Annotated in this window: 25 protein-coding genes; 15 read left to right on the forward strand and 10 right to left on the reverse strand. The window is 64.3% G+C overall.

Translation table 11 applies throughout. The annotated features are described in order from the left end of the window. The first annotated feature begins 23 nt into the window (after positions 1 to 23). The 8 genes from ilvN (at position 24) to CJ010_RS19540 (ending at position 7,916) form a co-directional block, all read left to right on the forward strand. A complete protein-coding gene (gene ilvN, locus CJ010_RS19505; RefSeq protein ID WP_141019596.1) occupies positions 24 to 515 on the forward strand; it encodes an acetolactate synthase small subunit in 492 nt (163 codons plus the stop codon). Between the two features lie 111 nt (positions 516 to 626). Continuing rightward, on the forward strand, positions 627 to 1,643 hold the full coding sequence (ilvC, locus tag CJ010_RS19510; RefSeq protein ID WP_141019597.1) for a ketol-acid reductoisomerase: 1,017 nt from the start codon (positions 627 to 629) through the stop codon (positions 1,641 to 1,643). 147 nt (positions 1,644 to 1,790) lie between these two features. Continuing rightward, complete coding sequence (gene pssA, locus CJ010_RS19515; protein ID WP_205754826.1) at positions 1,791 to 2,591, forward strand: CDP-diacylglycerol--serine O-phosphatidyltransferase; 801 nt, start codon at positions 1,791 to 1,793, stop codon at positions 2,589 to 2,591. 74 nt (positions 2,592 to 2,665) lie between these two features. Further along, on the forward strand, positions 2,666 to 3,355 hold the full coding sequence (locus tag CJ010_RS19520; RefSeq protein WP_141019598.1) for a response regulator transcription factor: 690 nt from the start codon (positions 2,666 to 2,668) through the stop codon (positions 3,353 to 3,355). Further along, positions 3,345 to 4,619, forward strand: a complete 1,275-nt coding sequence (locus CJ010_RS19525) for a HAMP domain-containing sensor histidine kinase (protein ID WP_141019599.1) — start codon at positions 3,345 to 3,347, stop codon at positions 4,617 to 4,619. The genes CJ010_RS19520 and CJ010_RS19525 overlap by 11 nt, the downstream gene beginning before the upstream one ends. Positions 4,620 to 4,705: 86 nt before the next feature. Continuing rightward, positions 4,706 to 5,401, forward strand: a complete 696-nt coding sequence (locus CJ010_RS19530) for a class I SAM-dependent methyltransferase (RefSeq protein WP_141019600.1) — start codon at positions 4,706 to 4,708, stop codon at positions 5,399 to 5,401. Continuing rightward, complete coding sequence (locus CJ010_RS19535) at positions 5,398 to 6,072, forward strand: lipopolysaccharide kinase InaA family protein (protein WP_141019601.1); 675 nt, start codon at positions 5,398 to 5,400, stop codon at positions 6,070 to 6,072. Before CJ010_RS19530 ends, CJ010_RS19535 begins: the two co-directional genes overlap by 4 nt. A 308-nt stretch (positions 6,073 to 6,380) precedes the next feature. Further along, entirely contained in the window at positions 6,381 to 7,916 is a 1,536-nt protein-coding gene (locus CJ010_RS19540) for a 2-isopropylmalate synthase (RefSeq protein ID WP_141019602.1), read from the forward strand. A 63-nt stretch (positions 7,917 to 7,979) separates the two neighbouring features. On the opposite strand, the gene CJ010_RS19545 is transcribed toward CJ010_RS19540, so the two are convergent. Both CJ010_RS19545 and wrbA read right to left on the reverse strand, forming a co-directional pair. Next, entirely contained in the window at positions 7,980 to 8,330 is a 351-nt protein-coding gene (locus tag CJ010_RS19545) for a DUF2069 domain-containing protein (protein ID WP_141019603.1), read from the reverse strand. A gap of 55 nt (positions 8,331 to 8,385) precedes the next feature. Next, positions 8,386 to 8,985, reverse strand: coding sequence for an NAD(P)H:quinone oxidoreductase (wrbA, locus tag CJ010_RS19550; RefSeq protein ID WP_141019604.1), 600 nt, complete (start codon positions 8,983 to 8,985; stop codon positions 8,386 to 8,388). An 81-nt stretch (positions 8,986 to 9,066) separates the two neighbouring features. Between wrbA and CJ010_RS19555 the strand changes: the two genes are divergently transcribed. Then, positions 9,067 to 10,305: a YihY family inner membrane protein gene (locus CJ010_RS19555; RefSeq protein WP_141019605.1), complete on the forward strand. Its 1,239-nt coding sequence runs from the start codon at positions 9,067 to 9,069 to the stop codon at positions 10,303 to 10,305. On the opposite strand, the gene CJ010_RS19560 is transcribed toward CJ010_RS19555, so the two are convergent. Next, on the reverse strand, positions 10,293 to 11,837 hold the full coding sequence (locus CJ010_RS19560) for a hypothetical protein (RefSeq protein WP_240794419.1): 1,545 nt from the start codon (positions 11,835 to 11,837) through the stop codon (positions 10,293 to 10,295). The genes CJ010_RS19555 and CJ010_RS19560 overlap by 13 nt on opposite strands. Before the next feature lie 205 nt (positions 11,838 to 12,042). Here CJ010_RS19560 and rplU point away from each other — a divergent pair, with 205 nt between their 5' ends. From rplU to CJ010_RS19585, 5 genes are all read left to right on the forward strand, one after another. After that, on the forward strand, positions 12,043 to 12,354 hold the full coding sequence (gene rplU / locus CJ010_RS19565) for a 50S ribosomal protein L21 (RefSeq protein WP_141019606.1): 312 nt from the start codon (positions 12,043 to 12,045) through the stop codon (positions 12,352 to 12,354). Between the two features lie 15 nt (positions 12,355 to 12,369). Next, complete coding sequence (gene rpmA, locus CJ010_RS19570) at positions 12,370 to 12,645, forward strand: 50S ribosomal protein L27 (RefSeq protein ID WP_141019607.1); 276 nt, start codon at positions 12,370 to 12,372, stop codon at positions 12,643 to 12,645. A 154-nt stretch (positions 12,646 to 12,799) separates the two neighbouring features. After that, a complete protein-coding gene (gene obgE / locus CJ010_RS19575) occupies positions 12,800 to 13,981 on the forward strand; it encodes a GTPase ObgE (protein ID WP_141019608.1) in 1,182 nt (393 codons plus the stop codon). 33 nt (positions 13,982 to 14,014) lie between these two features. Further along, a complete protein-coding gene (proB, locus tag CJ010_RS19580) occupies positions 14,015 to 15,160 on the forward strand; it encodes a glutamate 5-kinase (protein ID WP_141019609.1) in 1,146 nt (381 codons plus the stop codon). Positions 15,161 to 15,191: 31 nt separating this feature from the next. Then, the gene (locus tag CJ010_RS19585) at positions 15,192 to 16,982 is read left to right on the forward strand and encodes an FAD-binding oxidoreductase (protein WP_141019610.1); all 1,791 of its coding nucleotides are present in this window, start codon (positions 15,192 to 15,194) and stop codon (positions 16,980 to 16,982) included. A gap of 58 nt (positions 16,983 to 17,040) precedes the next feature. Here the strand turns inward: CJ010_RS19585 and CJ010_RS19590 are convergent, their stop codons facing one another. The 4 genes from CJ010_RS19590 to CJ010_RS19605 form a co-directional block, all read right to left on the reverse strand. Then, on the reverse strand, positions 17,041 to 19,347 hold the full coding sequence (locus CJ010_RS19590) for an RND family transporter (protein ID WP_141019611.1): 2,307 nt from the start codon (positions 19,345 to 19,347) through the stop codon (positions 17,041 to 17,043). A gap of 35 nt (positions 19,348 to 19,382) precedes the next feature. Next, the gene (locus CJ010_RS19595) at positions 19,383 to 20,624 is read right to left on the reverse strand and encodes a DUF1302 family protein (protein WP_141019612.1); all 1,242 of its coding nucleotides are present in this window, start codon (positions 20,622 to 20,624) and stop codon (positions 19,383 to 19,385) included. Between the two features lie 76 nt (positions 20,625 to 20,700). Then, on the reverse strand, positions 20,701 to 21,564 hold the full coding sequence (locus CJ010_RS19600; protein ID WP_240794420.1) for an outer membrane lipoprotein-sorting protein: 864 nt from the start codon (positions 21,562 to 21,564) through the stop codon (positions 20,701 to 20,703). Between the two features lie 88 nt (positions 21,565 to 21,652). Continuing rightward, positions 21,653 to 22,558 carry a ThiF family adenylyltransferase gene (locus CJ010_RS19605; RefSeq protein WP_240794421.1) on the reverse strand — a complete coding sequence of 302 codons (906 nt, stop codon included), beginning with the start codon at positions 22,556 to 22,558 and terminating at the stop codon, positions 21,653 to 21,655. 236 nt (positions 22,559 to 22,794) lie between these two features. On the opposite strand from CJ010_RS19605, the gene pepA reads away from it, so the two are divergent. Then, on the forward strand, positions 22,795 to 23,607 hold the full coding sequence (gene pepA, locus CJ010_RS19610) for a flocculation-associated PEP-CTERM protein PepA (RefSeq protein ID WP_141019613.1): 813 nt from the start codon (positions 22,795 to 22,797) through the stop codon (positions 23,605 to 23,607). Positions 23,608 to 23,863: 256 nt separating this feature from the next. Here the strand turns inward: pepA and CJ010_RS19615 are convergent, their stop codons facing one another. From CJ010_RS19615 to CJ010_RS19625, 3 genes are all read right to left on the reverse strand, one after another. Continuing rightward, the gene (locus CJ010_RS19615) at positions 23,864 to 24,640 is read right to left on the reverse strand and encodes a PEP-CTERM/exosortase system-associated acyltransferase (protein ID WP_141019614.1); all 777 of its coding nucleotides are present in this window, start codon (positions 24,638 to 24,640) and stop codon (positions 23,864 to 23,866) included. Positions 24,641 to 24,802: 162 nt separating this feature from the next. After that, positions 24,803 to 25,513: a PEP-CTERM/exosortase system-associated acyltransferase gene (locus CJ010_RS19620; protein WP_141019615.1), complete on the reverse strand. Its 711-nt coding sequence runs from the start codon at positions 25,511 to 25,513 to the stop codon at positions 24,803 to 24,805. A 25-nt stretch (positions 25,514 to 25,538) separates the two neighbouring features. Beyond that, positions 25,539 to 26,333, reverse strand: a complete 795-nt coding sequence (locus CJ010_RS19625; protein WP_141019616.1) for a methyltransferase domain-containing protein — start codon at positions 26,331 to 26,333, stop codon at positions 25,539 to 25,541. Positions 26,334 to 26,612: the final 279 nt, after the last annotated feature.

Below are 26,612 nucleotides of genomic sequence, written 5' to 3' on the forward strand. Positions count from 1 at the left end.
ACCCGCTCCGGACCGAAATCACCATGCGTCACGTCATTTCCCTGCTGATCGAAAACGAATCCGGCGCGCTGTCGCGCGTCTCCGGCCTGTTCTCTGCGCGCGGCTACAACATCGAGTCGCTGACCGTGGCGCCGACCGAAGACGCCTCGATGTCGCGCATGACCATCGTCACCACCGGCTCGGACGACATCATCGAGCAGATCACCAAGCAGCTGAACAAGCTGGTCGAAGTGGTCAAGGTAGTCGACATCTCCGAAGCCGCGCACATCGAGCGCGAGCTGATGCTCATCAAGGTCCGTGCCACCGGCAAGGACCGCGAGGAAATGAAGCGCACCGCGGACATCTTCCGCGCCCGCATCATCGACGTCACCGACGCGTCCTACGTCATCGAGCTGACCGGCAACCAGTCCAAGCTGGACGCCTTCATCGGCGCGATCGACCCGGCGCTGATCCTCGAAACCGTACGTTCGGGCGTGTGCGGCGTCGGCCGCGGCGACCGCGTGCTGAAACTCTGATTCTTCCCGCCGTTTTAGGGTTCACGGCCGGGCTCCCATCATGGCCGCCGCCGGCTCACTGCCCTACTCACTGGCCTACACTCCCCGCCCTAGAAAGCTGAAAGGAAAAACATGAAAGTCTATTACGACAAGGACGCCGACCTCTCCCTGATCAAGGGCAAGAAGGTCACCATCGTCGGCTATGGCTCGCAGGGCCACGCCCACGCCCAGAACCTGAACGACTCGGGCGTCAAGGTCACCGTCGCCGTGCGCAAGGGCGGCGCTTCGTGGGACAAGGCCAAGGCCGCCGGCCTGAAGGTCGAAGAAATCGCCAAGGCCGTCAAGGCCGCCGATCTCGTCATGATCCTGCTGCCGGACGAGAACATCCCGCAGGTCTACAAGGAAGAAGTCGAGCCCAACATCAAGAAGGGCGCCACGCTGGCCTTCGCCCACGGCTTCAACGTGCATTACAACCAGGTCGTGCCGCGTGAAGACCTCGACGTGATCATGGTCGCGCCCAAGGGCCCGGGCCACACCGTGCGCTCCGAGTACCTGCGCGGCGGCGGCGTGCCGTCGCTGATCGCGGTCTACCAGGACAAGTCCGGCAAGGCCAAGGACATCGCGCTGTCCTATGCGGCGGCCAACGGCGGCACCAAGGGCGGCGTGATCGAGACCAACTTCAAGGAAGAGACCGAGACCGACCTCTTCGGCGAACAGGCCGTGCTGTGCGGCGGCGCCGTCGAGCTGGTCAAGATGGGCTTCGAAACCCTGACCGAAGCCGGCTACGCGCCGGAAATGGCCTACTTCGAGTGCCTGCACGAGCTCAAGCTGATCGTCGACCTGATGTACGAAGGCGGCATCGCCAACATGAACTACTCCATCTCCAACAACGCGGAGTATGGCGAGTACGTGACCGGCCCCGAAGTCATCAACGCCCAGTCGCGCGAAGCCATGCGCGCTGCCCTGAAGCGCATCCAGACCGGCGAGTACGCCAAGATGTTCATCCAGGAAGGCAAAACCAACTACCCGAGCATGACCGCGCGTCGTCGCCTCAATGCCGAGCACCCGATCGAGCAGGTCGGTGGCCAGCTGCGCGACATGATGCCGTGGATCAAGGCCAAGGCGCTGGTCGACAAGTCCAAGAACTAAGCCGCTTCAAGGCTGCATGGGCCGGAACCGCCGCGGGCGGTTTCCGGCCCTTTTGCGTTTACCGCCGTGGGGCTGACGACCGCCGCCGAAGGCGGCCGCCAGCCCGATGCGCTAGAATGACCCTTCCCTTCAGCCCGATCCCTCATCGTGGACCATCCTGATCGCACGCCCCTGATTGCGCTCGAAAAGCGTCGCCGCGGGATATACATCCTGCCCAACCTGTTCACCACCGCAGCACTCTTTGCCGGCTTCTATGCCATCGTCCAGGCGATGAACCAACGCTATGAGGTTGCCGCGGTGGCTATCTTCATCGCCATGGTGCTCGACAGCCTCGACGGCCGCGTCGCCCGCCTCACCCACACCCAGAGCGCCTTCGGCGCCGAGTACGACTCGCTCTCCGACATGGTCTCCTTCGGTGCCGCACCGGCGCTGGTGGTGTATGAATGGGCCCTGAAGGACATGGGCAAGCTCGGCTGGATCGCCGCCTTCATCTACTGCGCAGGCGCCGCACTGCGGCTGGCACGCTTCAACACCAACATCGACGTGGTCGACAAGCGCTACTTCCAGGGCCTGCCCAGCCCGGCCGCGGCGGCACTGATCGCCGGCCTGGTGTGGGTCACCATAGACAACGGCATTTCCGGCCAGGACGTCCGTTGGTACGCCTGCTTCCTCACCATCGTGGCCGGCGTATCCATGGTCAGCAACGTGCTGTTCTGGAGCGGCAAGGACATCAACCTGCGCAAGAGCGTGCCCTTCATCGTCGTCATCGCGCTGGTGATGGCCTTCGCCCTGGTGTCCAGCTATCCGCCGGGCGTCCTGTTCGCACTGTTCGTTGCCTATGCGGCCTCGGGCTACGTGATGTGGGCTTGGCGCCTGGTTGGGCGGCGTCGCCGACAGGCGGCCATCCGCGAGCGCAGCGGCGGTGACACTGACGCTGCGGGCGACTGACCCTCCTGCCGGGCCTGGGCTCGTCGCCCTGCGCCCGGCCCGCGCCTGCAAACACGACCTCACCGGAGTCACCCATGGCGACCCGCCTGCTGATCGTCGAAGACAATCGCGACATCCTCGCCAACCTCGCCGACTACCTGACGCTCAAGGGTTTCGAGGTCGATTGTGCGCAGGATGGGCTCACCGGCCTGCATCTGGCCGCTACCCAGCACTTCGACCTGATCGTGCTCGACGTGATGCTGCCGGGCATGGACGGCTACACGCTGTGCCAGCGCCTGCGCGAGGGCGAACGCAGTGACACCCCAGTCATCATGCTGACCGCACGCGACGCCCTCGACGACCGCCTCACGGGTTTTCGTGCCGGCGCCGACGATTACCTGACCAAACCCTTCGCACTGTCCGAACTGGTTGCCCGCATCGAGGCGGTACTCAAGCGCACGCGGGGCGGCGGGCGCCGGCTGCTGCGGGTGGCGGATCTCGACTACGACCTCGATACGCTGGAAGTAAGCCGTGCCGGCCAGGCGCTGCACCTCGGACCAATCGGTCTCAAGCTGCTGGCGGTCCTGATGCAGAAAAGCCCTGCCGTGGTACGGCGCGAAGTCCTGGAAAGCGCGTTGTGGGGTGATGAACCACCCGACAGCGACAGTCTGCGCAGTCACATCCATGCTTTGCGACAACAAATCGACAAGCCATTCCCGACCCCGCTGCTCCACACCGTGCACGGCGTCGGCTTCCGGCTGATCGCCACCACCGATGAAGGCTGAACGCAGCCTCGTCCGCCGCATCGTCCTCGCCTTCACGCTGATGGCGGGCGCCGTCGCCGGGTTGTTCTCCATCGGTGTAACGACGGCGATCAGCCTGGCGGAGGACCAGCTCGTCACCGAAGCCATGGATCGCCAGCTCGACTTCGTCATCGACAGCGGAGAAGGGGCCGCCTCCTTGAGGCTCAGCGCCGGGCTCTATCTGCACCGCACCGGCGGCCCAGACGACCCGCCCCTGCCCGACTGGCTGCAGAACCTGAATCCCGGCTTCCAGGAGATCACCCGCGACGACACCGAGTACGAAACCCTGGTCCGCGACCAGGACGGCATGCGTTACGTGCTGCTGCTCGACCAGGAGGACTTCGAGACCCGCGAGGACACCATTTTCACCATCGTCTGGGGTGGCTTCGCGCTCAGCGTCGCGATCGCTTACGGTTTCGGCGTGGCGATGGCACGCAAGGTAATCGCACCGGTGGTCCGGCTCGCCGGCCAGGTCCGGCATCGCGACCAGTTGTTGCCGCTCGCACCGCCGCTCGCCGCCGACTATGCCGACGACGAGGTCGGCCAGCTCGCCCGCGCCTTCGACAACACCTTGGGACAACTGCGCCAGGCCCTGCAGCGCGAAACCCTGTTCACCAGCGATGTCAGCCACGAACTGCGCACCCCGCTGATGGCCATTGCCAGCAGTTGCGAGCTGTTGCTGGAGGAGTTGCCGGCCGGCACCCGCGAGCATGAACAATTGCTCCGGCTGCAGAAATCCTGCGAAGAGATGCGCGAGCTGATCGAGACCTTCCTCTGCCTCGCCCGCGGCACGGCGGCGGGCAACGGCGCCATCCGCAGCGCATCCCTGGAGGCCGTGGCGGCGGAACAGATCGACCGCTGGTCGGAAGACGCCAGGCTGAGGAAGCTGCAGCTGAGCCTCGAGACGGAGCCGGAGATCATCGGCGGCAACTACCCGGCACCACTGCTGCGGGCCGTCATCTCCAACCTGCTGCGCAACGCACTTCACTATACCGACCGCGGCGGCGTGCGCCTGCGCCTGCAGGCCGACGGTTTCAGCGTCATCGACACCGGCGCCGGCATTCCGACCGAAGAGCGGCTCAGCATCTTCCAGCCCTTCGTCCGCGGAGGCAGCAGCCGGGGTGACGGCATCGGCCTGGGGCTTTCGCTGGTACAACGCATCTGCACCCGCCAGGGATGGGAGATCACGCTGGACGAAGCCCCTGGCGGCGGCTGCGCCTTCCACGTCCGGCTCGGGCAGGCCTGAGGCCTAACGGAATTTTCACGGACGGCTGACGAACCGGTCACAGCCGCCCCCCTAGGCTATCGCTCCGTACCCCCACGGAGCCCACGATGCGCGCCCCCGGCCAACCCCCTGTACAGCTGCCTTTCTCCGACAAATACGACCACAGTCACGCGACCGCCTATTTCGAAAAGCACCGCGACGGCCTGGCCCGTCGCCTGTCGCATGCCCGCGACGAGCAACTCGCACGCAAAGCATTGCATCTCGCCAGCGATCCAACCCTGGTGCTCGATCTTCCGAGCGGTGCCGGGCGCTTCTGGCCACTGCTGGCGGAACAGCCGAACAGGGTGATCCTCGCCGCCGACAACTCGGCCGACATGCTAGCCGTGGCGCGCAGCTCGCAAGCCCCGGAAGTGAGCAGCCGGGTAAAGACCTTTCAGACCTCGGCCTTCGACATCAAGCTGCCTGATCAGGCCGTCGACTGCATTTTCTGCATGCGCCTGCTGCACCACATCGGCGAATCCGCCCATCGCCTGACCATGCTCCGGGAGTTCCACCGGGTCACCCGCGACACCGTGATCGTGTCGCTGTGGGTGGACGGCAACTACAAGGCCTGGAAACGCGCCCGCCTCGAGCGCGTCCGCGACCTCGGCACGCGGCGCGGCATCCAGAACCGCTTTGTGATCCCCGCGCGCCAGATCGAGAAAGAGTTCGACACAGCCGGCTTCGACATCCTCGGTCATTTCGACTTTCTGCCGCTGTATGCCATGTGGCGCGTGTATGTGCTGCGGCGGGTGGGCAAATGACAAGCACGCTCGCCCCCGGCCTCACCCCAGCCCACGACAAACGCTACGACTTCGACGCATGGTGGTCGCTGTCGGGGGAGTTCGTCGAGACACCCAACGAACGCCGGGGCGGCTGGAGCGGCGTCGTACGTGCAACGTGGAACGGAGTGCCGTGCTACGTCAAGCGCCAGCACAACCACCTTTGTCGCAGCGCCGGCCATCCGTTCGGTTGGCCGACCGCGAGTCGGGAGCATTTCTACCTCAACCGGGTCGGCGCCCTCGGCATCATCGTGCCGCAGGTGCTCTATCACGGAGTCCGCCAGCAATACGGCAAGGTCGACGCGGTACTCGCAACCCGCGCCCTTGCCGGATTTGCACCGCTGTCGGCGCAGGCACTGGACGCCGAACGACGCATCAGGCTTGCCGCAGCCGTCGGCCACACCATCGGCATCCTGCATCGTGCGCGCTTGCAGCATGGCTGCCTGTACGACAAGCACATCATGGTGCGCTGGAGCGCCGACACGCCGGAAGTCGCCCTGCTCGACCTGGAGAAAATGCGCCCGCGCCTGACGCGACGCATCGCGGCCGACCGCGACCTCAGCCAGTTGCGCCGTCACCAACAGCTGTGGACCGCATCCGAGTGGCGCCAGCTGGAAGCGGCGCACGCGAGCATGATGAGCAGCCGTCGTTGAGCAGCCCGGGGCGCCCGCCGCAACTGCTGGAGCGCCCGATTCCATCGCTTTCCGCTATCGCCGCCATGCGCCCGGCAGGGCTTGCACAGACGCAAATCGCTGCTTTATAGTGCGGCGCATGACTTTCGAACGCGACCTTTCTCCCTTGTCGCTTCGCCCTCTCCCGGCGAGCCTGCTGCTGCTCGGCCCGCTGCTGCGCCCCGCGCGCTAAAAAGACCCCTTCCCCTCGTGACGTATTCCCTGCTGCCGGCGCACCCGTGCCCGCGGTGCGTCGTACCCGCAATCTTGAATGCCCCCAGGAGCCGACCATGAAAGACGCGTTGATCATCTTCGACACCACCTTGCGCGACGGCGAACAAAGCCCCGGCGCCTCGATGACGCGCGACGAGAAACTGCGCATCGCCCGCCAGCTCGAACGCATGCGGGTGGATGTCATCGAAGCGGGTTTTCCCGCCGCCTCCAACGGTGACTTCGAGTCCGTGAGGGCGATCGCCGAGGCCGTCAAGGAATCCACGGTCTGCGGCCTCGCCCGCGCCAACGAGAACGACATCCGCCGTGCCGGCGAAGCGATCCGCCCGGCAGCACGCGGCCGCATCCACACATTCATCGCCACCAGCCCCATCCATATGGAGAAGAAGCTGCGGATGACGCCCGATCAGGTCGTCGAGCAGGCGGTCAAGGCGATCGGCTGGGCGCGCGAATACACCGACGACGTCGAGTTCTCCGCGGAGGACGCCGGCCGTTCCGAACTCGACTTCCTCTGTCGCATCTTCGAAGCCGTCATCAAGGCTGGCGCGACGACGATCAACGTGCCCGACACTGTCGGCTACAACGTGCCCGAACAGTACGCAGGCACCCTCCGCAGCCTGATCGAACGCGTGCCCGGCGCCGACAAGGTGATCTGGTCGGTGCATTGCCACAACGACCTGGGTCTCGCGGTCTCCAACTCGCTCGCCGCCGTGATGGCCGGTGCGCGCCAGGTGGAATGCACCATCAACGGTCTCGGCGAACGCGCCGGCAATGCCTCGCTGGAAGAGGTGGTTATGGCGGTACGCACCCGTGCCGACGTCTTCCCGGTCGAAACCCGCATCGACACCACCCAGATCGTGCCAGCCTCCAAGCTCGTTTCGCAGGTCACCGGCTACCCGGTGCAGCCGAACAAGGCCATCGTCGGCGCCAACGCCTTCGCGCACGAATCCGGTATCCACCAGGACGGCGTGCTCAAGCACCGCGAAACCTACGAAATCATGCGCGCCGAAGACGTGGGCTGGGGTGCCAACAAGCTGGTGCTCGGCAAGCATTCGGGCCGCAATGCCTTCCGCGCCCGCCTGCAGGAGCTCGGCATCGAGGTCGGCTCGGAAGAGCAGCTCAACCACGCCTTCACCCGCTTCAAGGAGCTCGCCGACAAGAAGCACGAGATCTTCGACGAAGATCTCCACGCGCTGATGAGCGACGAAGCAGTCACGCCCGAACAGGAACACTACCGCCTGGTCGCCACCCGCTTTCATTCCGAGACGGGCGAAACACCGCAGGCGGAGATCACGCTTGCCGTCGGCGGCCAGGAAACGCACAGCCGCTCGGAAGGCTCCGGCCCGGTGGATGCCGCGTTCAAGGCCATCGAGTCGGTCGCCAACAGCGGCAGCGAATTGCTGCTCTATTCGGTCAATGCCATCACCACCGGCACCGATGCGCAGGGCGAAGTCACAGTACGGCTGGCCAAGGATGGCCGCGTGGTCAATGGCCAGGGTGCCGACACCGACATCATCGTCGCCTCGGCCAAGGCCTATCTCAACGCGCTGAACAAGCTTTGCGGCAGCTCGCAAAAGCTGAACCCGCAAGTCTGATCCGGTCGCATCGACAAGACGAAGGGGCGCCCGCCGCAGGGGGCGCCCCTTCGTACATGTGCCTCAATGCACCTGGCGCGACGGCGCGGTGACCCGCGCGTACAGCATCGTTGCCATGAACAGCACCACCGAGAGCGCGATCTCGATCCCGGCCAGCGTGCCGGTCAGTCCAGGGTCGGTCGCCCGCAACACGCCCTCGGTGAGGTAAAGGAGCGTCAGCATCGACATCCACTGATAGGTGTAGCGCCTGCCCCGCAGGATGCCGAACACCGCCGGCAACAGCGGCACCGCCTTCAGCATCATCCACGAGCCCCCCGGGCGCAACGGCGCCAGCCAGGCCTCCCACAGCACGCACAGAACGATCAGCGCAAGCAGGCTGATGCTGGCCACCAACGACAGGACGCGCGCGCTCACTGGACTACCCTCCTGTCACTGAGCAATGCAGTGCCGGCTTTGCACAGCCGGGCGCTCATGCCGGCACCGCCAAGCGCTTGGCCGCGAGCGCCAGCCTGCGCCCAAGGGCGACGGCCAGCATCCGCTCGTCTTCCGACAGCGCGGCACTGCCGTCTGCGCCGGCGACATGGCTGGCACCATAGGGCGTACCGCCACTGCGCGTGGCATTCAGGCCGGGTTCGGAATAGGGGATGCCGACCAGCATCATGCCGTGATGCAGCAAAGGCAGCATCATCGAAAGCAAGGTGGATTCCTGGCCACCGTGCAGGCTGGCGGTAGAGGTGAAGACACAAGCCGGTTTGCCGGCCAGGGTGCCGTTCACCCAGGCACCGGCCAGACCGTCGAGAAAATACTTCATCGGCGCTGCCATGTTGCCGAAGCGCGTCGGACTGCCGATGGCCAGGCCGACGCACTCCTGCAGATCGGCCAACTCGACATAAGGCGGGCCATCGCCCGGAACATCGCTTTCCACCGCTTCGCAGACGGTGGATACCTTGGGTACCGTACGCACCCGCGCCGCCATGCCCGGCACCTGATGAATGCCGAGCGCGATCTGTTCGGCCAGCGCGCGCACCGAGCCGCGATGGCTGTAATACAGCACGAGGATTTCCTGCATGAGATGAGGGAGTCGATAGAATGCGCGGATTATAACCGCGCCCCCTGCCGGCCATGACCGGCCCGCCCACGCACACCCGCCATGCGTCTTCACTCCACCCGCGACTTCCTGCGCCTGATTGCCGCCCGCTTCGCCGCCACGCGCTGCCCGCAGGTCGCCGGCAGCCTGGCCTTCACCACCCTGCTCGCCCTCGTACCGCTCATCACTGTGGCCATCGCCGTCTTCGGCAACCTGCCCGGCATGGACAAGCTCGGCGCCTCGCTGAAGGTCTTCCTGCTCGAGAACCTGCTGCCAGACCGCGCCGGCCGCATCATCACCACCTACGCATTGCAGTTCTCGCAGAAGGCTGCCCGCCTCACCGTCATCGGCACCGCCATGCTCGCAATCACCGCGCTCATGCTGCTGGGCACCATCGAGCGCGTCTTCAACCAGATCTGGGGGGTACGCCACCCGCGCCCCCTGCTGATGAGGATCACCGTATCCTGGTTCATGCTCAGCCTCGGCCCGGTGGTGCTCGGCGGCAGCGTCGTCGCAACCGGCTACCTGGTCACGACCTCGATGGAATGGTCGGAACACCTGCCATGGATAGGCGAAGTCGCCGCCCGGCTGCTGCCTCCCCTGCTGCTCGGTGCCCTGTTCACCTTTCTGTACTACGCGGTGCCGAACCATCCGGTGCGGGCACTCCACGCCCTTGCCGGCGGACTTGCCGCCGCGCTGGTGTTCCTGCTGATGCAACGCGCCTTCGGTCTCTTCATTGCCCGCTTCCCGACCTACACGCTGATCTACGGCACCTTCGCGGCACTGCCCATCTTCCTCGTGTGGCTCTATCTGTCCTGGGTGGTCGTCCTGCTCGGCGCCCTCGTCGCCGCTAGCCTGCCGGCCTTCCTTGAACGACAGCAGATCGCCCCCGGCTTCCCCGGCGACCGCGCATGGGCGGCTGTCGAGGTCCTTGCCGGGCTCGCGGAAGCCCAGCGCGACGGCCGCCCGGCGAGCTTCGCCTCGCTGCGCCGCCGCGCCAGCCTTGCCGAGCACAGTGCCGAGACCCTGCTCGAACAGCTGTGCGAGGCCGGCCTGACCAGCCGTACCGAACAGGGTTGCTGGGTCTTGACGCGGGCGGCGACCGATATTCGCCTGATCGAAGTGCTGGAACGCTTCGCGCTGGACCCCGCCGCCTGGTCGAACGCATCCAAGGGCAATCCGAGCGGCGCTGTTGCGCTGCGCCTGCGCGACAGCCTCGCATCTGCCGACATCAGCATCGCCGAATTGCTTGGCCCGCCGATGGAGCGCCCGCCAGCGCTGGCTGCGGCTCAGATCGGATAAGGATCGATCTCGTACTGGAACAGTTCGATGTTGGCTGTCTGCATGTCGAGTCCGAGCACGCGACATTGCGCCACATAGAGGTGCTGAGCCTCACGGACCAGGACGAAGCGCCTCGACACATAAGTGCCGGCCGGCGCGAGAATGGCCTGGTGGCGCCGTACCGCCGCAAGCGGTTCGAGTATGAGCGCCGGCACCGACGTGTGAGCGTCGCCCCCGCGAAACGCAATCTGCACTGCAGTGAAATCCTGCGCCGCCACCTGGAGGCCGAGTTCGACCTGATCGGGATTGTCGCTGCGTATCCAGCGCACGATGCAGATCGACCACGGCTGACTCGCGTCGCGCCGCAGCGCGAGCGCCATCCCGGCCGAAAGCAGCCCTTCCACGCCGGATACGCACATGATCGCGTAACCACCCGGGCTCTCGTTGAACACCATCCACTCGGCAATGCGTGCGCTGGTTTCACCATTTCGCCCCAGCTCCCAAATGGCACGCAGCCCGGCGCAGACCTGGACGGTGTAATGGTGGCGGCGACGCACCTGCTCGCGCAGCGGTGGCGCGCTCCAGCGCTCCCTCAGCCGGCGCAGCAGCGACAACACCTCGACCGGCGTCAGACCTTCGGGCAGCCCCGAGACATCCGGATTCAGCAGCTCGCCATCGCGCTCCAGGCCGACGACCTCCGCTTCGAGGATGCGGTTCTCCAGCCACTCAATCTGTTCGGCGACGCGGGCTGCCAGGGGAGCCGGGACGAAGTACCACAGCCCTGTCTCATCCGGCGGCGTGCGCCTCGCCACCGCCACCGGCGGGCTGTCCTGAGCCAGGTCCATCCAGTAGCCGGCGGCATCCGGGCTCGGCCGTTGCATCGCGAGCACCGCACGTGCCGCCGTTCCCTCGAGGTAATCGAACAGCCACGCGAGCTCTCGTGCGGTAAGGCTTTCAGGCTGAACCACCGCCACGCAGAGCAGGCGCTTGTAGTGGAAGCCCCCGCGCGACTGGCCCACGCCGCCTTCCCGTCCGGCCTCGTGACGTGCCATCGACTGCATCACGGCATGGGCCCGTTGCCACAAACCCATGGGCGCCAAGCAGCCGGCCATCGCACCATTCAGAAAGGCTTCGCCGACCAGCTGCAGCGCCTGCGCGCCCAGCGAGGCATCATCGAGAATCTGGCTGCGGATCCAGCGCTGCCGCACATCGTCCGCCAGGCGTTGAAAACCCGCCGCGACGTCGAGCAAGGTCTCTGTCAGTTCGTTCGCAGCGGCGTACAGTTCGCGCGGCAGCGGCAGGCTCGCTGTCAGCAGCTTGGGCCGGAAACGGCCGTTGATGTCGCGGACGCGAATGCCGAACTGCTCGAGACAGCGCTGACGTTGCGCAACGGAGACATCCGGATCGTCGAGCCGTGCGTAATGCTGGCGAAAAGCCGCAAGGTCGGCGACCGGGTCGTCGTCGGGCTCACCGGCAAGCCACGCGAGGATGGCCTCCGCCTGGCCGGAGATGCGAAAGGTTTCAGCCATGGCCGCTCGCAGGACATTACGCAATAACGCGTCATTTTATTCAACTTTGACGCAAACACGGCACGCCGATCACAAATTGCCCGGAGCCCGCCTCCAGCCGCGTCCGCGTACGTGCCGGGCGCCCGGCAATCGTGGCCTTTGCGCGCCTACCTACTGATTAATATTGACTTTTCAAAAATCCGCCAGTAGAGTGCCCGATTCTTTGCAAAACCATCAACGGAGCAACACCATGTACGCGGTGATAAAAACCGGTGGCAAGCAGTATCGCGTGTCCGCCGGCGAAAAGATCAAGGTAGAACAGATACCGGCCGACGTGGGTTCCGAAATCACCATCGATCAGGTTCTCATGGTCGGTGAGGGCGAGTCGGTCAAGATCGGCACCCCCGTGGTTTCTGGCGCCGCCGTCAAGGCCACCGTGGTTTCCCACGGTCGTCATGACAAGGTCAAGATTTTCAAGATGCGCCGCCGCAAGCACTACCAGAAGCACCAGGGGCATCGTCAGAACTACACCGAAATCCGCATCGAAGCGATTTCGGCCTAAGCAGGAGGTAGCGACATGGCACACAAAAAAGCTGGCGGTAGTTCCCGTAACGGCCGCGACTCGGAATCGAAACGACTCGGCGTCAAGCGCTACGGTGGCCAGTTCGTGCTCGCCGGCAACATCATCGTTCGCCAGCGCGGCACCGAATACCATCCGGGCGAAAACGTCGGCATCGGCAAGGATCACACCTTGTTCGCGCTGAAGGACGGCACCGTGAAGTTCCTGGTCAAGGGCGCCGCCAAGCGTCGCACCGTGATCATCGAAGCTGAGACGGAAGCGGCTGCGGCCTGATCTCCGCATCTTGCAAGAAAAAGCCCTATCCTTGCGGTAGGGCTTTTTTGTTTATGCCCGCAGGCAATTCAGGATAGAACAACCCCCACGCTCACAGCGTTCGCCACCCCCGGTGGGGCGTCGATACGCTTGAGACGGCTCGGCCCATACCGACATGAAATTCTTTGACGAAGCCCGCATCGAGGTCGTCGCTGGTGACGGCGGCAATGGCGCAGCCACCTTCCGCCGCGAAAAGTTCATTCCGCGCGGCGGTCCCGACGGCGGCGACGGCGGCCGTGGCGGCAGCGTGTTTGCGGTCGCCGACCGCAATCTCAACACGCTGATCGACTACCGCTTCAAGCGCAGCTTCCGCGCCGAGCGCGGCGAGAACGGCGGCAGCAAGGATTGCTACGGCAAGGGCGGCGAAGACATCATCCTGCGCTTTCCGGTGGGCACGGTGATCACCGACATCGACAGCGGCGAACGCGTCGCCGACCTCGACGTCGATGGCAAGCAGGTGCTGGTAGCCCAGGGCGGTCGCGGCGGACTGGGCAACCTGCACTTCAAGTCCAGCACCAACCGGGCTCCGCGCAAGCGCACCATGGGTCAGGAAGGCGAACGCCGCAACCTGCATCTCGAGCTCAAGGTGCTGGCCGACGTCGGCCTGCTCGGCCTGCCGAACGCCGGCAAATCGACCTTCATCCGTGCAGTGTCCGCTGCACGCCCGAAGGTCGGAGACTACCCCTTCACCACGCTGCAACCCAATCTCGGCGTCGTACGTACCGACGAGAACCGCAGCTTCGTCATCGCCGACATTCCTGGCCTGATCGAAGGCGCGTCCGAAGGCGCAGGCCTCGGCCACCAGTTCCTGCGCCATCTGCAACGCACCCATGTGCTGCTGCACCTGGTCGATCTCGCCCCCTACGATCCGGAAGCCGATCCGGTACGTGACGCGCTGGCCATCGTCGAGGAACTGCGCAAGTACGATGAAGGCCTGTACAACAAGCCGCGCTGGCTCGCACTGAACAAGCTCGACCTGATCCCCGCGGAAGAGCGCGCCGAACGTGTCACCGCCTTCCTCGAGGCCTACGGGCCGGTCGAGCGCCACTTCGAGATTTCCGCCCTGACCGGCGACGGCTGTCGCGGCCTCATCTTCGCCCTGCAGGACTTCCTCGACAGCGAGCGCACACGCATCCACGCCGAGCAGGCCGCGCGCGACGCGGAGGAACGGCAGCGCCTTGCGGCAGCCGACGCGGCCCGTGCCGCTGCCGAAGCCGCGGCGCTCGAAGCCGCACTTTCCAGCGACGACGCCGATGACGACGACCAGGACGAAGCGGCCGACTCGAACGCACGCTGACCTCGCCGCCACCACCTGCCTCAGCACACGACCATGAGAGACAAGATCAAGAACGCCCGCCGCCTCGTCGTCAAGGTGGGCAGCGCACTCGTCACCAATAACGGTGCCGGCCTCGATCATGACGCGCTCAACGACTGGGCGCGCCAGATCGCAACCCTGCGGGCACAGGGCCGCGAGATCACGCTGGTGTCCTCCGGCGCCATCGCCGCGGGCATGCAAAGGCTGGGGTGGGACAGACGTCCGCATGAGATGCACAAGCTGCAGGCAGCGGCCGCGGTCGGACAGATGGGCCTGGTGGAGGCCTATGAAAAGGCCTTTTCGCGTCACGGCCTGCACACCGCGCAGATTCTGCTGACCCACGAAGACCTGGCCGACCGGACGCGTTACCTGAACGCGCGCTCGACCCTGACGACACTGCTGGAGCTTGGCGTCGTCCCCATCATCAACGAGAACGACACGGTCGTCACCGACGAGATCAAGTTCGGCGACAACGACACCCTGGGCGCCCTCGTGGCCAACCTGATCGAAGCCGAAGCCCTGATCATCCTGACCGATCAGCAGGGCCTCTACACCGCCGACCCACGCAAGGATCCCGCGGCGACGCTCATCAGCGAAGGCCGCGCGGAAGACCGGCAGTACGAGGCGATGGCCGGTGGCGCCGGCAGCGGAATCAGCAAGGGCGGGATGATCACCAAGATCCGTGCGGCGCAACGCGCAGCGCGCAGCGGTGCCCACACCTGCATCGCGAGCGGACGCGAAGCCGATCCGCTGATCCGCCTCGCCCACGGCGAACCTGTCGGCACCTTGCTCTACGCCAGCAGCACGCCGCTACAAGCGCGCAAGCAGTGGCTTGCAGACCACCTCCAGCTTGCTGGCGGCCTGGTGCTGGACAATGGCGCCGTGGCGGCCCTGCGCGCCGGCCGCAGCCTGCTGCCGGTCGGCGTGAGCGAAGTACGTGGCGATTTCGAACGCGGCGCAGCCGTTGCCTGCCTTGCGCCGAACGGCGACGAGGTGGGGCGCGGCCTGATCAACTACAGCAGCTCCGAGGCACGCCGGATCGCACGACGCCCGAGCAGCGAGATCGAGGCGCTGCTCGGCTATCTGGACGAGCCCGAGCTGATACACCGCGACAACATGGTCGTTCGCCAAGGCGCCACGCCCACCGACCTGCCCGGCTGAGCCCGGCACGTGGCTGCGGTTGGCGATTCCGATGATCGGATCGCGCATCGTGGCCGCTCTTCACGCAGACAAGCGGACGAAAGCGCAGACATCGGAGACGCCTTGCGCGCGCCCATTCCACCGTCCCGCGCTACACTTTGCCCCCTTTCAACCGCAGCGCGCCAGCCTGGCCTTTCGCCGGCCGTTGCTGCGTCGGCAACCACCCGCCTGCGTGAGACATCACTTGCCATCCTCGCAACTACTCGCAATCGTCGCTGACGCACTCGGCCCGGACCGGGTCGCCGATCGGGGAAGGGCGCGGCTCAAATACCCGGCGGAAACCCATTTCTCGCAGGTGCGCGCGCAGGGCGCCTTGCGTCCCCAATCGGTCGACGAAGTCGCAACATGCCTGGCCGCGGCAAACCAGCTGCGTGTTCCGCTCTACCCCATCAGCACGGGCAACAACTGGGGCTACGGCGCAGCCTCTCCCACCGCTGGCGAGTGCGTGATCCTCGACCTCGGTGCCCTGAACCGCATCCGGGCGTTCGATCCCGACTCCGGCGTCGTCACGCTCGAACCCGGCGTAACCCAGCAACAGTTGTTCGAGTTCCTGGATCAGCACGGGTACCCCTTCCTCGTGCCGGTGACCGGCGCTGGCCCCAACTGCAGCATCGTCGGCAATGCGCTGGAACGCGGCTACGGCATCACGCCATGCGCCGACCATTTCCTTGCGGTGACGAATGTCGAGGTGATGCTGGCCGATGGCAGCCTCTATCGATCGCCGCTCTCGGCCATGGGTGCCGACAAGGTCGCCGGGCTCTTCAAGTGGCACATCGGCCCCTACCTGGACGGTATTTTCACCCAATCGGGCTTCGGCATCGTGACGGCGATGTCCATCGCACTGGCGAAGAAGGCCGAATCGATGGAGTGCTTTCTCTTCTCGCTGAAGGATGAAACCAAGCTCGAACCCGCCATCATCGCGACGCGTGACATCCTGACGTCGCTTCCCGGTCTGGTCGGCGGCATCAACCTGATGAACCGCCATCGCATGCTGGCAATGTCGGCGCCCTACCCCCGCGACCAGTTGGGACCCGACGGATTGATTCCGGAGGCCGTGGTCGAATCGATCGGACGGACACTGCAGATCTTCCCGTGGACCGGCTACGGCACCCTTTATGGAACCCGCGCGACCGCCGGCGCAGCCCGTTCCGAGATTCGCAAGCGCCTGCGCGGCATCGCATCACGGCTGATGTTCTTCTCGCCAGCGCACACTGCGCTGCTTTCGCGGGTGGTTCGGCACGCCCCGGCTCCGCTCCGACGCCGCCTCGGCCCCCTCTTGACCACCTTGACCAAATCGCTGGAGTTGCTTACCGGCCGACCGAACGAAACCGCGCTGCCACTCGCATACTGGCGCAGCGGCACCATGCCCGCCGGGGTTCCGCTCAATCCTGCGCGCGATGGCTGCGGTCTGGCCTGGTTTGCCCCCCTCGTACCGATGGATTCCCAGTCGGTGCGTGAATTCGTCCGCTTCACCACCACCGCCTTGAGGGCACACCGACTCGAACCCCTCATCACGCTCACGTCGGTGAACAACCGCTGCTTCGACAGCACCGTCCCACTGCTTTTCGACCCGCAGGTGCCATCCGAGGTGGAGCGAGTACGCCAGGCGCATGAGCAGTTGCTGGCGAGCGCACTTGCGCATGGCTTCGCACCGTATCGCGTAGGCAACGTCAGCATGGACTGGCTGAAAGCGGCCGCTCCGGAGCACTGGCAGCTCGTCAGCAGGCTCAAGGCCGTTCTGGACCCCCAGACGATACTCGCCCCCGGCCGGTATTCCGCCTAGCTCCGCTCGAGTCGGCCGGCACAAGCTCTGCCGGGGCTGGCCATACCCACCGCCCGGGTCAGGACGGCAATGCCTTGCGACGCGTTCTGACGTGATCCCACAGGACAAGCAGCGCCGGCAACAGCAACAGTTCCATCAGCTGCCCGGCAAGCAGGCCGGTGGCGGTAAGGAGGCCGAAGTGCGAACTCGGGACGAAGGACGAGGTACCGAGTACGAGAAACTGGGACACCAGCAACAGCGAGATCGCCACCACGGCCCGCCCGGAAGCCTCAAAGCTGCGTGCGATCGCGAACACCACGCCGTGCCCCTGCTCCCGCCTCGACAGATAGCTGTGGAAGATGTGTATCGTGTCGTCAACGGTGATGCCGAGCACCACGCCGGCGATCAATACCGTCGCCATGTCGAGATGTATGCCGGCAGCCCCCATCAGCGCAAACACAAAGAACAGGGGCGCGAGGTTCGGCAGCATGCTGATGACCGCAGCCGGAAACGAACGCCATAGCAGCAGCATGATCACGAAGATCTGGCCAAATGCACCGAGAAAGCTGTGCAACTGGCCGACCACCAGCAGATCCTCCTGATCCGCGAACAACCTCCCATACCCAGCGATCTGCCACTTGAGCTCGGGAGCGTCCACGGTGGCGATCTGCGCCTGAATGCGCTCGATCACGCCCTGTATCGCATTGGCTCCATGGACATTGAGATTGAGCAGGATGCGCATGCGCTGGTACTCGCCATTGACCAGTTCCTGCAGATCCCGACCGTCGTATATCAGCAGCAACTGACTCAACATCCCGTCGTCATCCGGCAGGCGTCGAAAAGCCTCGTCCTCTTCATTGAAGGCCCAGTTCATCTCTTCGATGATGTCCATCATCGACAGGCTGCGGTCGACTTCCGGCATGGCCTCGACCCGCGTCTGCAGGCCCTTGATCAGCTGCAGGCGCTTTGCACTCTTGAAGGCATCCCGCCCCGGTCCGTCGACCACGATCTCGAGCGCCGTCACGCCGACCAGCCGCTCCTCCACCATCGCTGTGGATTTGGTCAGCGGGTGGGCATCGTTGAAGAACTTCAGCAGATCGGACTCGGCTTCGACCTTCAGCACGAGCGGCACGGTGGCCAGGGCAAGCACCACGGCCGAACCGGCAACCCATCCCGCATGGCGGATGCCGAAGCTTGCCAGCGCATACGAAATCCGTTTCGTCCACGCAAAACCGCCACCGCGCCGCGGCCACGGCCCACGGTCGAATTTCACCAGCAGCGGCGGGACCAGATAGAAGACGACGAGATAGATGACGACCACGCCGACCGCCCCGATCAGGCCGAACACCTGGATCGGTGGAATCGGCACCAGCACCAGGCTGATCATCCCCGCGGCCGTCGTCACGACGTTGAACATCGATGGCGTGTGCACGCTCTGCAGGGCGAAGACGACGCGTTTCGGTCGCCGGAAGCCGGCATCGCGCATGCGTTTGAGCGCCGCGTAAAGGTGCAGCAGATTGGCCACGGTGTAAGCCGACAGCAGCGTTGGCACCATGGCCGTGACCAGCGTGTAGGGCTGGCCCAGCGCCGCCATCAACGCCACGCAGGCCACCACCACCACGCCCATCGCCACCGCACCGATGAGCACAGGCACGATGCGCCCCACCACCCAGTACAGCAGCAACAGACCGAGCGTCATCACCAGGGGCGTGAACACCACCGTGTCACGCAACATCGAACGCATCTGCGCCGCATCCAGCGCAACCGTTCCGGCAACCGCCTCCAGCCGGTCACGCACTTGCTCCGCATCCGCCGCGTCGTATAGCGCCAACTCGACCGACTGACGCTGACGACTCTCGGTCAGCTTGTGCGTCCGCACGATCACGGCCAGCGCCTTGCCGTCGCGCGCCGCCAGCCAGCCCGGCATGAAACGGTCCTTGAGCACCCGGGCCAGACGTTCGTCCGCGGTACCGGCATCCAGCCGGCGGGAGTCGATCAACGGTTCGACAACGAAACCATCGGCCGTACCGGCGATGTGATCGACCCGCGTGACGGCGAAGACGCGATCGACATCCGGATGTCGCGCGAGCCGTCCTGCGACACGATCGAGGGCCGCCAGCACCGGCTTCGAATAAAGGTCGTCGCCCGCAAAAAGACCGACCAGGAACTCGTCGTTCGGAAACTCGGCGCGCAGCTCCCGTTCCAGCACCGTGGCAGGCGCATCCTTGGGGAAATAGAGCTCGGGCGCGTTATTGAGCTCCAGTCGAAGCAGCAAGGCGCCACCGAGCAGATAGACGAGGACGATGATCGCCACCGAGCGGCGCCAGCGCAGCAGGCGCGGCTGCATCAGAAACAGCAGTACGGCCTGGATGCGGGTTTTCAGCATCGGCACTCCATCGCTAGTGCGCCCTGGGCCCGTCGTCAGAACTTCGCCAGCCAGCCGACCATGACCGTGTCGTTGCGGGCGTAGTAGCCACCGAGCGTACGCGAGGCGCCACTGAAGAAATGGCCGGCGACGAAGATTTCGTGCTGGTCGATACCGGTATAACTGAGCTTGGGATTCAGGTAGAGATCGCGCGCATTCAGCCCGGTGATGAAGCGCAGATCGGCCCGCCAGCGCCCACGGGCAAAGGGATGCTCGACCTCCCCGGTGAAGCTGTACACCTCCGTGCGGTCGAGCACCGGATCGTCGACGAAAGTCTTGTGTCCGACCAGTTGCAAGGTCACGCGGGTCTCGCCGTCGCCGGGAAAGACCTCGGCGCCGATGACCATGTCGAAGCCCGGCCGGGTGTCATAACGAAAATCGGTGCCGGTCACGGGCACATCGCTGCTCCATGCAGCCTCCATGCGCCACGTCGCACCCAGCTTCTCGATTTCGAACTCCCCGCCAGCCACGGTGCTGAACGGGTGTACCGCCTGCAAACCCGCCGGCACGACACGATAATAAGGCTGGGATTGGCGCACCCGCTGCACACTGAAACCGTAGTCGAATCCACCGCCGCCGCGGGTCACGCGGATACCGCCGCCCCCGCTGCCATCGTAATCCGCCTTCCTCACCCGCGCGCCGATGATCCCCGGCACCTTGCCGATCCCCAACAGCCGCCCGTCGAATGTGTCGACCGGATGCCAAACGCTACGCTCGTTCGGCATTACCGCGTCGTCGAACATCGGCAGCCAGACGGCGTCGACCTTGTATTCTTCGCCGAAGTATTCGGCGCGGACGGCAGGCACCGCACGGCGGCGTTCTGGCAGTTTGTCGAGTATCGCCCGGGAAACGTCGACCCGCCCCATGCGATCGATAGGAGAGATTTCATCGACACGGCCCCAGAGCACGTTCTGCGCCCCGACAGTCAGGTTCAGATCCGCGCCGCGCCAGCGCAGATAGTTCTCAGTGTAGTCGAGCCGCGCACGGGTGAAATCGCGGCTACCGAACTGCGAATAGCCGTCGAATCGGGCGCCGAGGACATACTCCCACTTGCCGGAATCCCCCCGCGCGCTGACTGCGCCATGCAGATAACCGTCGCCGGAGGCGTCCGGATGATCTGTGAACCCACCGAGCTCGGCGCGCAGCATGTCCGCCTTCAGCGCGAAACCCTCATCCGCGGCGGCCACGCCACCGCCCCCGAAGGCTACGACCGCCAACAGGCCGGCCAGCGTTTTCATCGTCATTGCCCAACAGCCCATCGCACCACTTCCCCTTCTCTCCACCTCGCCACGCCCCCTGAAACCCGAATGCACCTCATGGACGGTAGCTCCGCTCAGTGCGCTCGTCCTCGAGCGCCTTCGAACTGAACAACTCGGCCGGCAGTTTACGGTCGTAGAGCACGCGCTCCACGGTAAGCCGCGTCTGATGCCCGTTGCCCAGATCGGTCAGCGTGCTGTCCATTACCGTCCAGTAAGCATCGATCCGCTCGCGCTTCAACACCACCAGACGCTTGCTGGCCTGATCCCGCTCCTTCTCGAAAAAGTCGACTCGCAGCGGCAGCAGTGAAACCGGATCGATCCAGCTGAGGCGACGCAGATACACCGAATTGTCGGCGTCGACCGGAATGCTCTCCAGCACCTCGCACTCCACCCCGTCGACGCGCTCCCGCCCCAGCACCCGGTGCTGATCCATGGCGGGCTTGCGGTCACGCAGGTCTTCGTAGAAATAGTCGGAATTCACGAAGCGCCCGCCCTTGCGATTCGAATCGACCCGGCGAACACGCTTCATGGCTGGCAGGTAGATCCATTGGTTGGACGCCCCATCCGCGGCATCCAGGGTCAACAGGCCCGTCCCTTCGATGTCGGCCGGGCCGGTGAAGCGGATCAGCGTCGACACCTCGCCACCCGCGCCGCTGAGGCGGTACAGGATCATGCTGCGCACCCGCGGGCTGCGTCCCTCCTCGGTCAGCGACATGGTCACCGCCGAGGTTGCATCATTGCCGTCCGGACGGTCGTAGACCCGCTGTGCGAGCCGGGCACCGGCCTCATCGGCCCAAGCGGCACAAATCCCGCCCAGGGTCATCAAGCTCGCCAGCAGAGCTCCCGCAAGTGCGCCTCCAATGGTCCGGCTCACAAACCCGAACCGGCCTGACAGACCATCCTGCATCGCAGTCGTCATACTGCCCTCATGTCGCTGCACTGGAAGTATCCGGCCGATTCTACCCCACGACCATCAGCCGGGCTCCGTGCCCCTGCAAGTACCACGCTCACGTCGGCTCACCGGCCTTTTCAAGTCGCTTCCTTGCCACCAGGCTCTTGAGCCGCTGCAGAGGATTACGGTTGCCCATCCACAGACGGCGATGACGAAAACGGCCCAGCCGCGCATCGACGTTGGTATACCACGGCACACACTTCAACTCTTCGGGATGCAGCAGCGCGACCAGCGCCAGCGTGGTGATGTAGCCCGCACACAGCTTGCAGCCGGCCACCGAGCTCGGGCCCTTGCGGGCCTTCAGGTTTATCGATTTCGGATCGAGATACTTCATCTGGTAAAGCTCGGGACCGAAGCCGAGCATGAACTGGATGATCTTCTCGTCCTCGCTCATCTCCGGAGATATCTGGAAGTACTCTCCATACGGCATGCCCTTGGGGCCGAAGGCCAGCACACCGGCCCCCATCCCCAGCGGTACCGCCGCAATCGTCGCCAAGCCACGCGCCGTCGCCGCATTCACCAGCAAGGGGTGCATATCGACCGCAAAAGCGTCGACCGCGTCGACCGCCACATCCACCCCCATCAGGAAGGCATCGATGTTACCCGGGCTCAACCCCTCGCTGAAGGTGGTGATGCGCAGCTCGGGATTGATCGCCTTCGCATACTCGACCATGACGTCGAGTTTCTTTCGTCCCAGTGTCTCGGTATTGGCACCGTACTGGCGGTTGAAATTGACCAGTTCGAACTCGTCGAACTCGGCAAGATGAAACCCGCCCACACCCGCACGCACCAGACTGATCAGGTAGTCGCCCCCGACCCCTCCCATCCCTGCAATCGCCACCGTGGCATTACGCAGACGGGCATGCTCGTCGATGCTGACAACCCCCAGATTGCGACTGAAAGCCTCGTGGTAAGCAAACGCTGACACTTCCGTTCTCCGACCCAAAGAAAATGCGACCATCTTTTCTCAGGCGGATCGGCATGACAAGCGTAAGTTTCACGCATGGCGGGCGAGGACATCATCACCCCGAGAGGATGCAGTGTCGGAAATTCTTACACCCCGGAATCCCGCCTTCCAAAATGAAATCGTATAGCACTGATTTAAAAGGATTTATATGAACTGGCACGGAGCGTGCTCCATCCTCGCCAGAAGGACAAGCGCTCAGCCAGTCAAAGCACACAGAAGGAGCAAGGATCATGAAACTGAAGAAATTCACCGCCCCGCTTGCCGCATCCCTGATGCTCGCATCCGGCGCTGCATTCGCCGAACCGTTCTACCTCAACGTCAATACCTTCGACACCAGCCCTCTCGGCGGCACCGACGGCCTGACCAGCCTGATCTACCAACTCGGCGTCAACTGGAGCGCAACCTCGACATTTACCGATGACGACGGCAATGCGGGCCTGACGGTGGGCGACTCGGTGGTGGATAGCGGCTTCGGCACGGTATCCAGCTACCTGGATCAGAATGCAAACGCGATCGCCGGCGGCGAGAACAACGAGGGCGTCGGCGTCACCCACCAGTTGGTGTTCGACTACGATGACCTCTCCGGCACCGTCGCCTTCAACGATGGCGCAGGCGGCATCCTGGCCTCCTACACCAGCGGCACGATCCACATCTACAACGACAACAACGCCGACGGAGACACTACCGACGCCGGCGAGGGTGAAGTGCTCACCCTTGATGTGTTCGCCAGCACCGGCACCGTTGGGAACGTGATCATCTACGCAACCGTATCCGCCGTCGATCCCAACATCTTCTTCTTCCCGCCGGCGACCGATTGGAGCACCCTGACGGTTGCCATCGTCGCCCGCATCGACTCGAACATCGACCCCCTGGTGCCGACGCAGATCGCCGACGACGCCAACGGCAACGATCGCTATCAGCGCACATCGACCCTGGACGGCAGCGTGAGCTTCAACCGCGTTCCGGAACCGGGCGTGCTGGCGCTCCTGGGCATCGGCCTGATCGGTCTGGGCGCTGCCCGTCGCGTGAAGAAAGCCGCCTGAACAGAGGCAGTCTCAGAATAAGAACCGCGCAGGAAACTGCGCGGTTTTTTCGTTCGCCGAACCGGTGCTCGCTGACAGATCTGGCCGGCTTGTGTGCAATCGGATGGAACGCCACGCGGAATCGCGCACGAAGGCGCCACGCCTCTGCAAAGCGCACCCATGAGTCGTCAGCAAGGGATGAACTGGGCCGCACCTGCTGATTCAGAGGATCGGCAGCCCAAAGAAGGGATGTAGCACGCGAAGGCGTGCCGGCAAATCAGGCCGCTGCGATGCAAAGCGCCTGCGATCGCATTGCCGGCATCGATACGAGCGACGGCCAAGCGCCAACAGTCTGCACAGCGATATTATCTTCCGCTCCGAACATGAACTGGTACAACCAGGAATTCGTTGCAGCGAGCGCCGAGCGCGTAGCCTGCGCGCCAATGACATAGGGCTGACGTGCCGGACGCACATCGTTATTTAGCGGGCCGGCCTCGTGAAACGGAAAGCCCAAGCGCTTCAACAAGCGGGCCAGCGCCGGCTCCATCGCGGCATAACAATAGGCAATACCGTAAGCACCCGCCAGACGAAAGATTTCACGATACAGACCGAGCGCCACTGCCGGACCGTCACGACGTTCGACCGCATGCGTCAGCCTGGCAGCCCTGTTCTTCCCTTCCGGCAGTGGATTGTCGCTGCGATACCGACGCAGCGCATGGGCAAGCGTCAAACGACCGATCTCGCCAACCTCCGCCGGCACCGCCGTGAGGTCGTGAGAGAGCCTGTAGCGCGCCTTGACGTTGAGGCCGTTGGATCCCGGCAGAATCAACCTGGAACACCCGACCACAGCACCCGTATCCTTCGAGCGACACAGGACATGAACGCTGTGGACATCGTACTCGTCGCTTTCGACCAAGAGACCGGCCGCTCGACGACCACTCGCCGGAACGCGCCGAAGCTCCTCGCAGAACACCTCGTGCCTCAATGCCAAGTATTCACGGTACTCCCGACTCCCCGGGCTTACCGTCAAGTACTCATACTTCTGCAACAGCATCCACATTCTCCACGGCGAAACTCCCACGCAATACTGCCGACCAGGCTGGCTCCGGTGGCCCTGCGATGAAAGATAACCGAGGACAAACCAATTCGGTTTGTTTCAAATGTAAATGTGTGCGTGAAAAATATCACGTCAGAATTCAACGCTTTCTGCTAAGCCTTACGCAGCTTTCCTCTCCTGCATGAAGCGAAGGATGTCGGCCTCGCGCTCACCCAGGCTGCGCTCCATCTCCCGTGCGCTGATCAGGTATACCCGCCTCGGTGGAGCGACCTGCTCATTGACCGGACCAACCGGCACAAAGGGGAAACCCAATGCAATGAGTAGCCGGCTGAAGTGGCTGTCCATGGCAGCCACACAGTAGTCGAGACCCGTCTGTCGACAAAGCTGGTAGACCTCACGGTACATACCCAGCACAAGCTCCGGCTGATGCTGCCGCAAACCCTCCGGCTTCTTGGACATTTCCGACTCGGGGTCACCATGAACCGGCTTACCCCGGTCGGAATGACGGCGACGAAAGTGTGGTGCGATCGCCATGCGGGATATCTCGCCGATCCGGTCGTCGGTCGCATCGTCGTACGGCAGCGGTCGGTCTATGACGTACCGCGGGGTAACGTTCAGACCGGACTCGTTCGGCAGGATGACGCGTACGAATCCGGCCACGGTATCGGTCGGCTTGTGGCAGGCGATGAAGTGACGGCTGAAGGGGTCGTACTGGTCCGTCTCGACGGGACGTCCCTGTGCCGAAAGCAGGCCGGGTGCATCGACGCGGCCCAACTCTTCGCAGAACACCTCATAGCGCGCCTCAAGGTAGCGTTCGTAGTCCGGCGTACCGGGCGTGACTTCTTCGAAGCGAAAATAAGCGGTTTCCATGCTCAATCCCGAATATGCACGTGATTCAGGCCTTCTCTCCGGACACGACGAAAACGCCAGCCACCACTAGCTGACGTCCGGCCTGTACGTCAGCGGAGAGCTCTTCGAACAACTTGCGGACATCGATGGCATCACCCAGCAGTGAAGCCTTGTAACCCAGCAGAATATTGAACAGCACGGCAAACGGAAGCTCACTGCTGGTGAGCGTGACCACACGGCTCTTCACATTGACGAAACCAGCTCGAATCATGGATTCCTGCAGTTTCCGGCCGATGAAGCGGTCTCCGCCCTGTGCTGCCTGAATCGCCTGTGCCTGGTTCAGCACTTCCGTCACCTTTGGCGCTTCCGGATGCAGGATCACCAGACCGTCGTCCGAGTCGACCACACAAAAGCGCCCACCCTTGCGAGTCACGCGATGTACCTCTCTCACCACAGCGTCCGGCGCCGGCACATGCTGAAGCACGAAACGCGCGTAAGAGAAATCAACGCAGCTGTCGGCCAAAGGCAGGGCGTCGCCATAGGCCTGGTGCAGAAACAGCCCACCGGCAGGCTTTCGCCGCACATTTGCAGTCACCTGCGCCAACAGGGTCGAACTCGGCTCTACGGCATGCAGGCTGCCGTCGGGGGCGAGCTCTGCGAGCAGATCGGATACGAAACCCGGGCCACAGCCGATCTCCAGCACATCATGGCCCGGCGCGATACCTGCCGCACGCAGGACACTTGCCTCCATGCCGCGAATGGCCTGCGCCTGCTGACGCAGGCGTTCCGTCTGAAAGCCCGCATCATTGAAAGCTTCAAAGTTGTACGAACCGGTAGTCATGCTCTACGGAATCCCGCTGTCAATTGAGTCGTGCCCCCGCAACGGCAGACTCGCACCCGGGAACACCCCGAGGACAGCCTTGCACGCGACCGCCGGGACTGCACCACATGCCAGACGCCTTCTCGTCGTTTGGCCGTTTTCGCATGCACTCGATAGCCCGCGCATGCTTTTCCATTTTGGTCCACAGTGCCACATTGCGCACGCATAGAATGCGGTAAATTCACGGACACCATAACTTTTTCACATGCCATCGCCGACCGGGGGCAGCATTCCAAGTTC

It is taken from the genome of Azoarcus sp. DD4 (assembly GCF_006496635.1).
Taxonomy (GTDB): domain Bacteria; phylum Pseudomonadota; class Gammaproteobacteria; order Burkholderiales; family Rhodocyclaceae; genus Azoarcus.

Excerpts from the sequence above, each read along its gene's own strand:
- ilvN (WP_141019596.1), top strand. The coding sequence starts at position 24 with ATGCGTCACGTCATTTCCCTGCTGATCGAAAACGAATCCGGCGCGCTG.
- ilvC (WP_141019597.1), top strand. The coding sequence starts at position 627 with ATGAAAGTCTATTACGACAAGGACGCCGACCTCTCCCTGATCAAGGGC.
- CJ010_RS19520 (WP_141019598.1), top strand. The coding sequence starts at position 2,666 with ATGGCGACCCGCCTGCTGATCGTCGAAGACAATCGCGACATCCTCGCC.
- CJ010_RS19525 (WP_141019599.1), top strand. The coding sequence starts at position 3,345 with ATGAAGGCTGAACGCAGCCTCGTCCGCCGCATCGTCCTCGCCTTCACG.
- CJ010_RS19530 (WP_141019600.1), top strand. The coding sequence starts at position 4,706 with ATGCGCGCCCCCGGCCAACCCCCTGTACAGCTGCCTTTCTCCGACAAA.
- CJ010_RS19535 (WP_141019601.1), top strand. The coding sequence starts at position 5,398 with ATGACAAGCACGCTCGCCCCCGGCCTCACCCCAGCCCACGACAAACGC.
- CJ010_RS19540 (WP_141019602.1), top strand. The coding sequence starts at position 6,381 with ATGAAAGACGCGTTGATCATCTTCGACACCACCTTGCGCGACGGCGAA.
- wrbA (WP_141019604.1), bottom strand. The coding sequence starts at position 8,985 with ATGCAGGAAATCCTCGTGCTGTATTACAGCCATCGCGGCTCGGTGCGC.
- CJ010_RS19555 (WP_141019605.1), top strand. The coding sequence starts at position 9,067 with ATGCGTCTTCACTCCACCCGCGACTTCCTGCGCCTGATTGCCGCCCGC.
- rplU (WP_141019606.1), top strand. The coding sequence starts at position 12,043 with ATGTACGCGGTGATAAAAACCGGTGGCAAGCAGTATCGCGTGTCCGCC.
- rpmA (WP_141019607.1), top strand. The coding sequence starts at position 12,370 with ATGGCACACAAAAAAGCTGGCGGTAGTTCCCGTAACGGCCGCGACTCG.
- obgE (WP_141019608.1), top strand. The coding sequence starts at position 12,800 with ATGAAATTCTTTGACGAAGCCCGCATCGAGGTCGTCGCTGGTGACGGC.
- proB (WP_141019609.1), top strand. The coding sequence starts at position 14,015 with ATGAGAGACAAGATCAAGAACGCCCGCCGCCTCGTCGTCAAGGTGGGC.
- CJ010_RS19585 (WP_141019610.1), top strand. The coding sequence starts at position 15,192 with ATGATCGGATCGCGCATCGTGGCCGCTCTTCACGCAGACAAGCGGACG.
- CJ010_RS19590 (WP_141019611.1), bottom strand. The coding sequence starts at position 19,347 with ATGCTGAAAACCCGCATCCAGGCCGTACTGCTGTTTCTGATGCAGCCG.
- CJ010_RS19595 (WP_141019612.1), bottom strand. The coding sequence starts at position 20,624 with ATGAAAACGCTGGCCGGCCTGTTGGCGGTCGTAGCCTTCGGGGGCGGT.
- CJ010_RS19600 (WP_240794420.1), bottom strand. The coding sequence starts at position 21,564 with ATGACGACTGCGATGCAGGATGGTCTGTCAGGCCGGTTCGGGTTTGTG.
- CJ010_RS19605 (WP_240794421.1), bottom strand. The coding sequence starts at position 22,558 with ATGGTCGCATTTTCTTTGGGTCGGAGAACGGAAGTGTCAGCGTTTGCT.
- pepA (WP_141019613.1), top strand. The coding sequence starts at position 22,795 with ATGAAACTGAAGAAATTCACCGCCCCGCTTGCCGCATCCCTGATGCTC.
- CJ010_RS19615 (WP_141019614.1), bottom strand. The coding sequence starts at position 24,640 with ATGCTGTTGCAGAAGTATGAGTACTTGACGGTAAGCCCGGGGAGTCGG.
- CJ010_RS19620 (WP_141019615.1), bottom strand. The coding sequence starts at position 25,513 with ATGGAAACCGCTTATTTTCGCTTCGAAGAAGTCACGCCCGGTACGCCG.
- CJ010_RS19625 (WP_141019616.1), bottom strand. The coding sequence starts at position 26,333 with ATGACTACCGGTTCGTACAACTTTGAAGCTTTCAATGATGCGGGCTTT.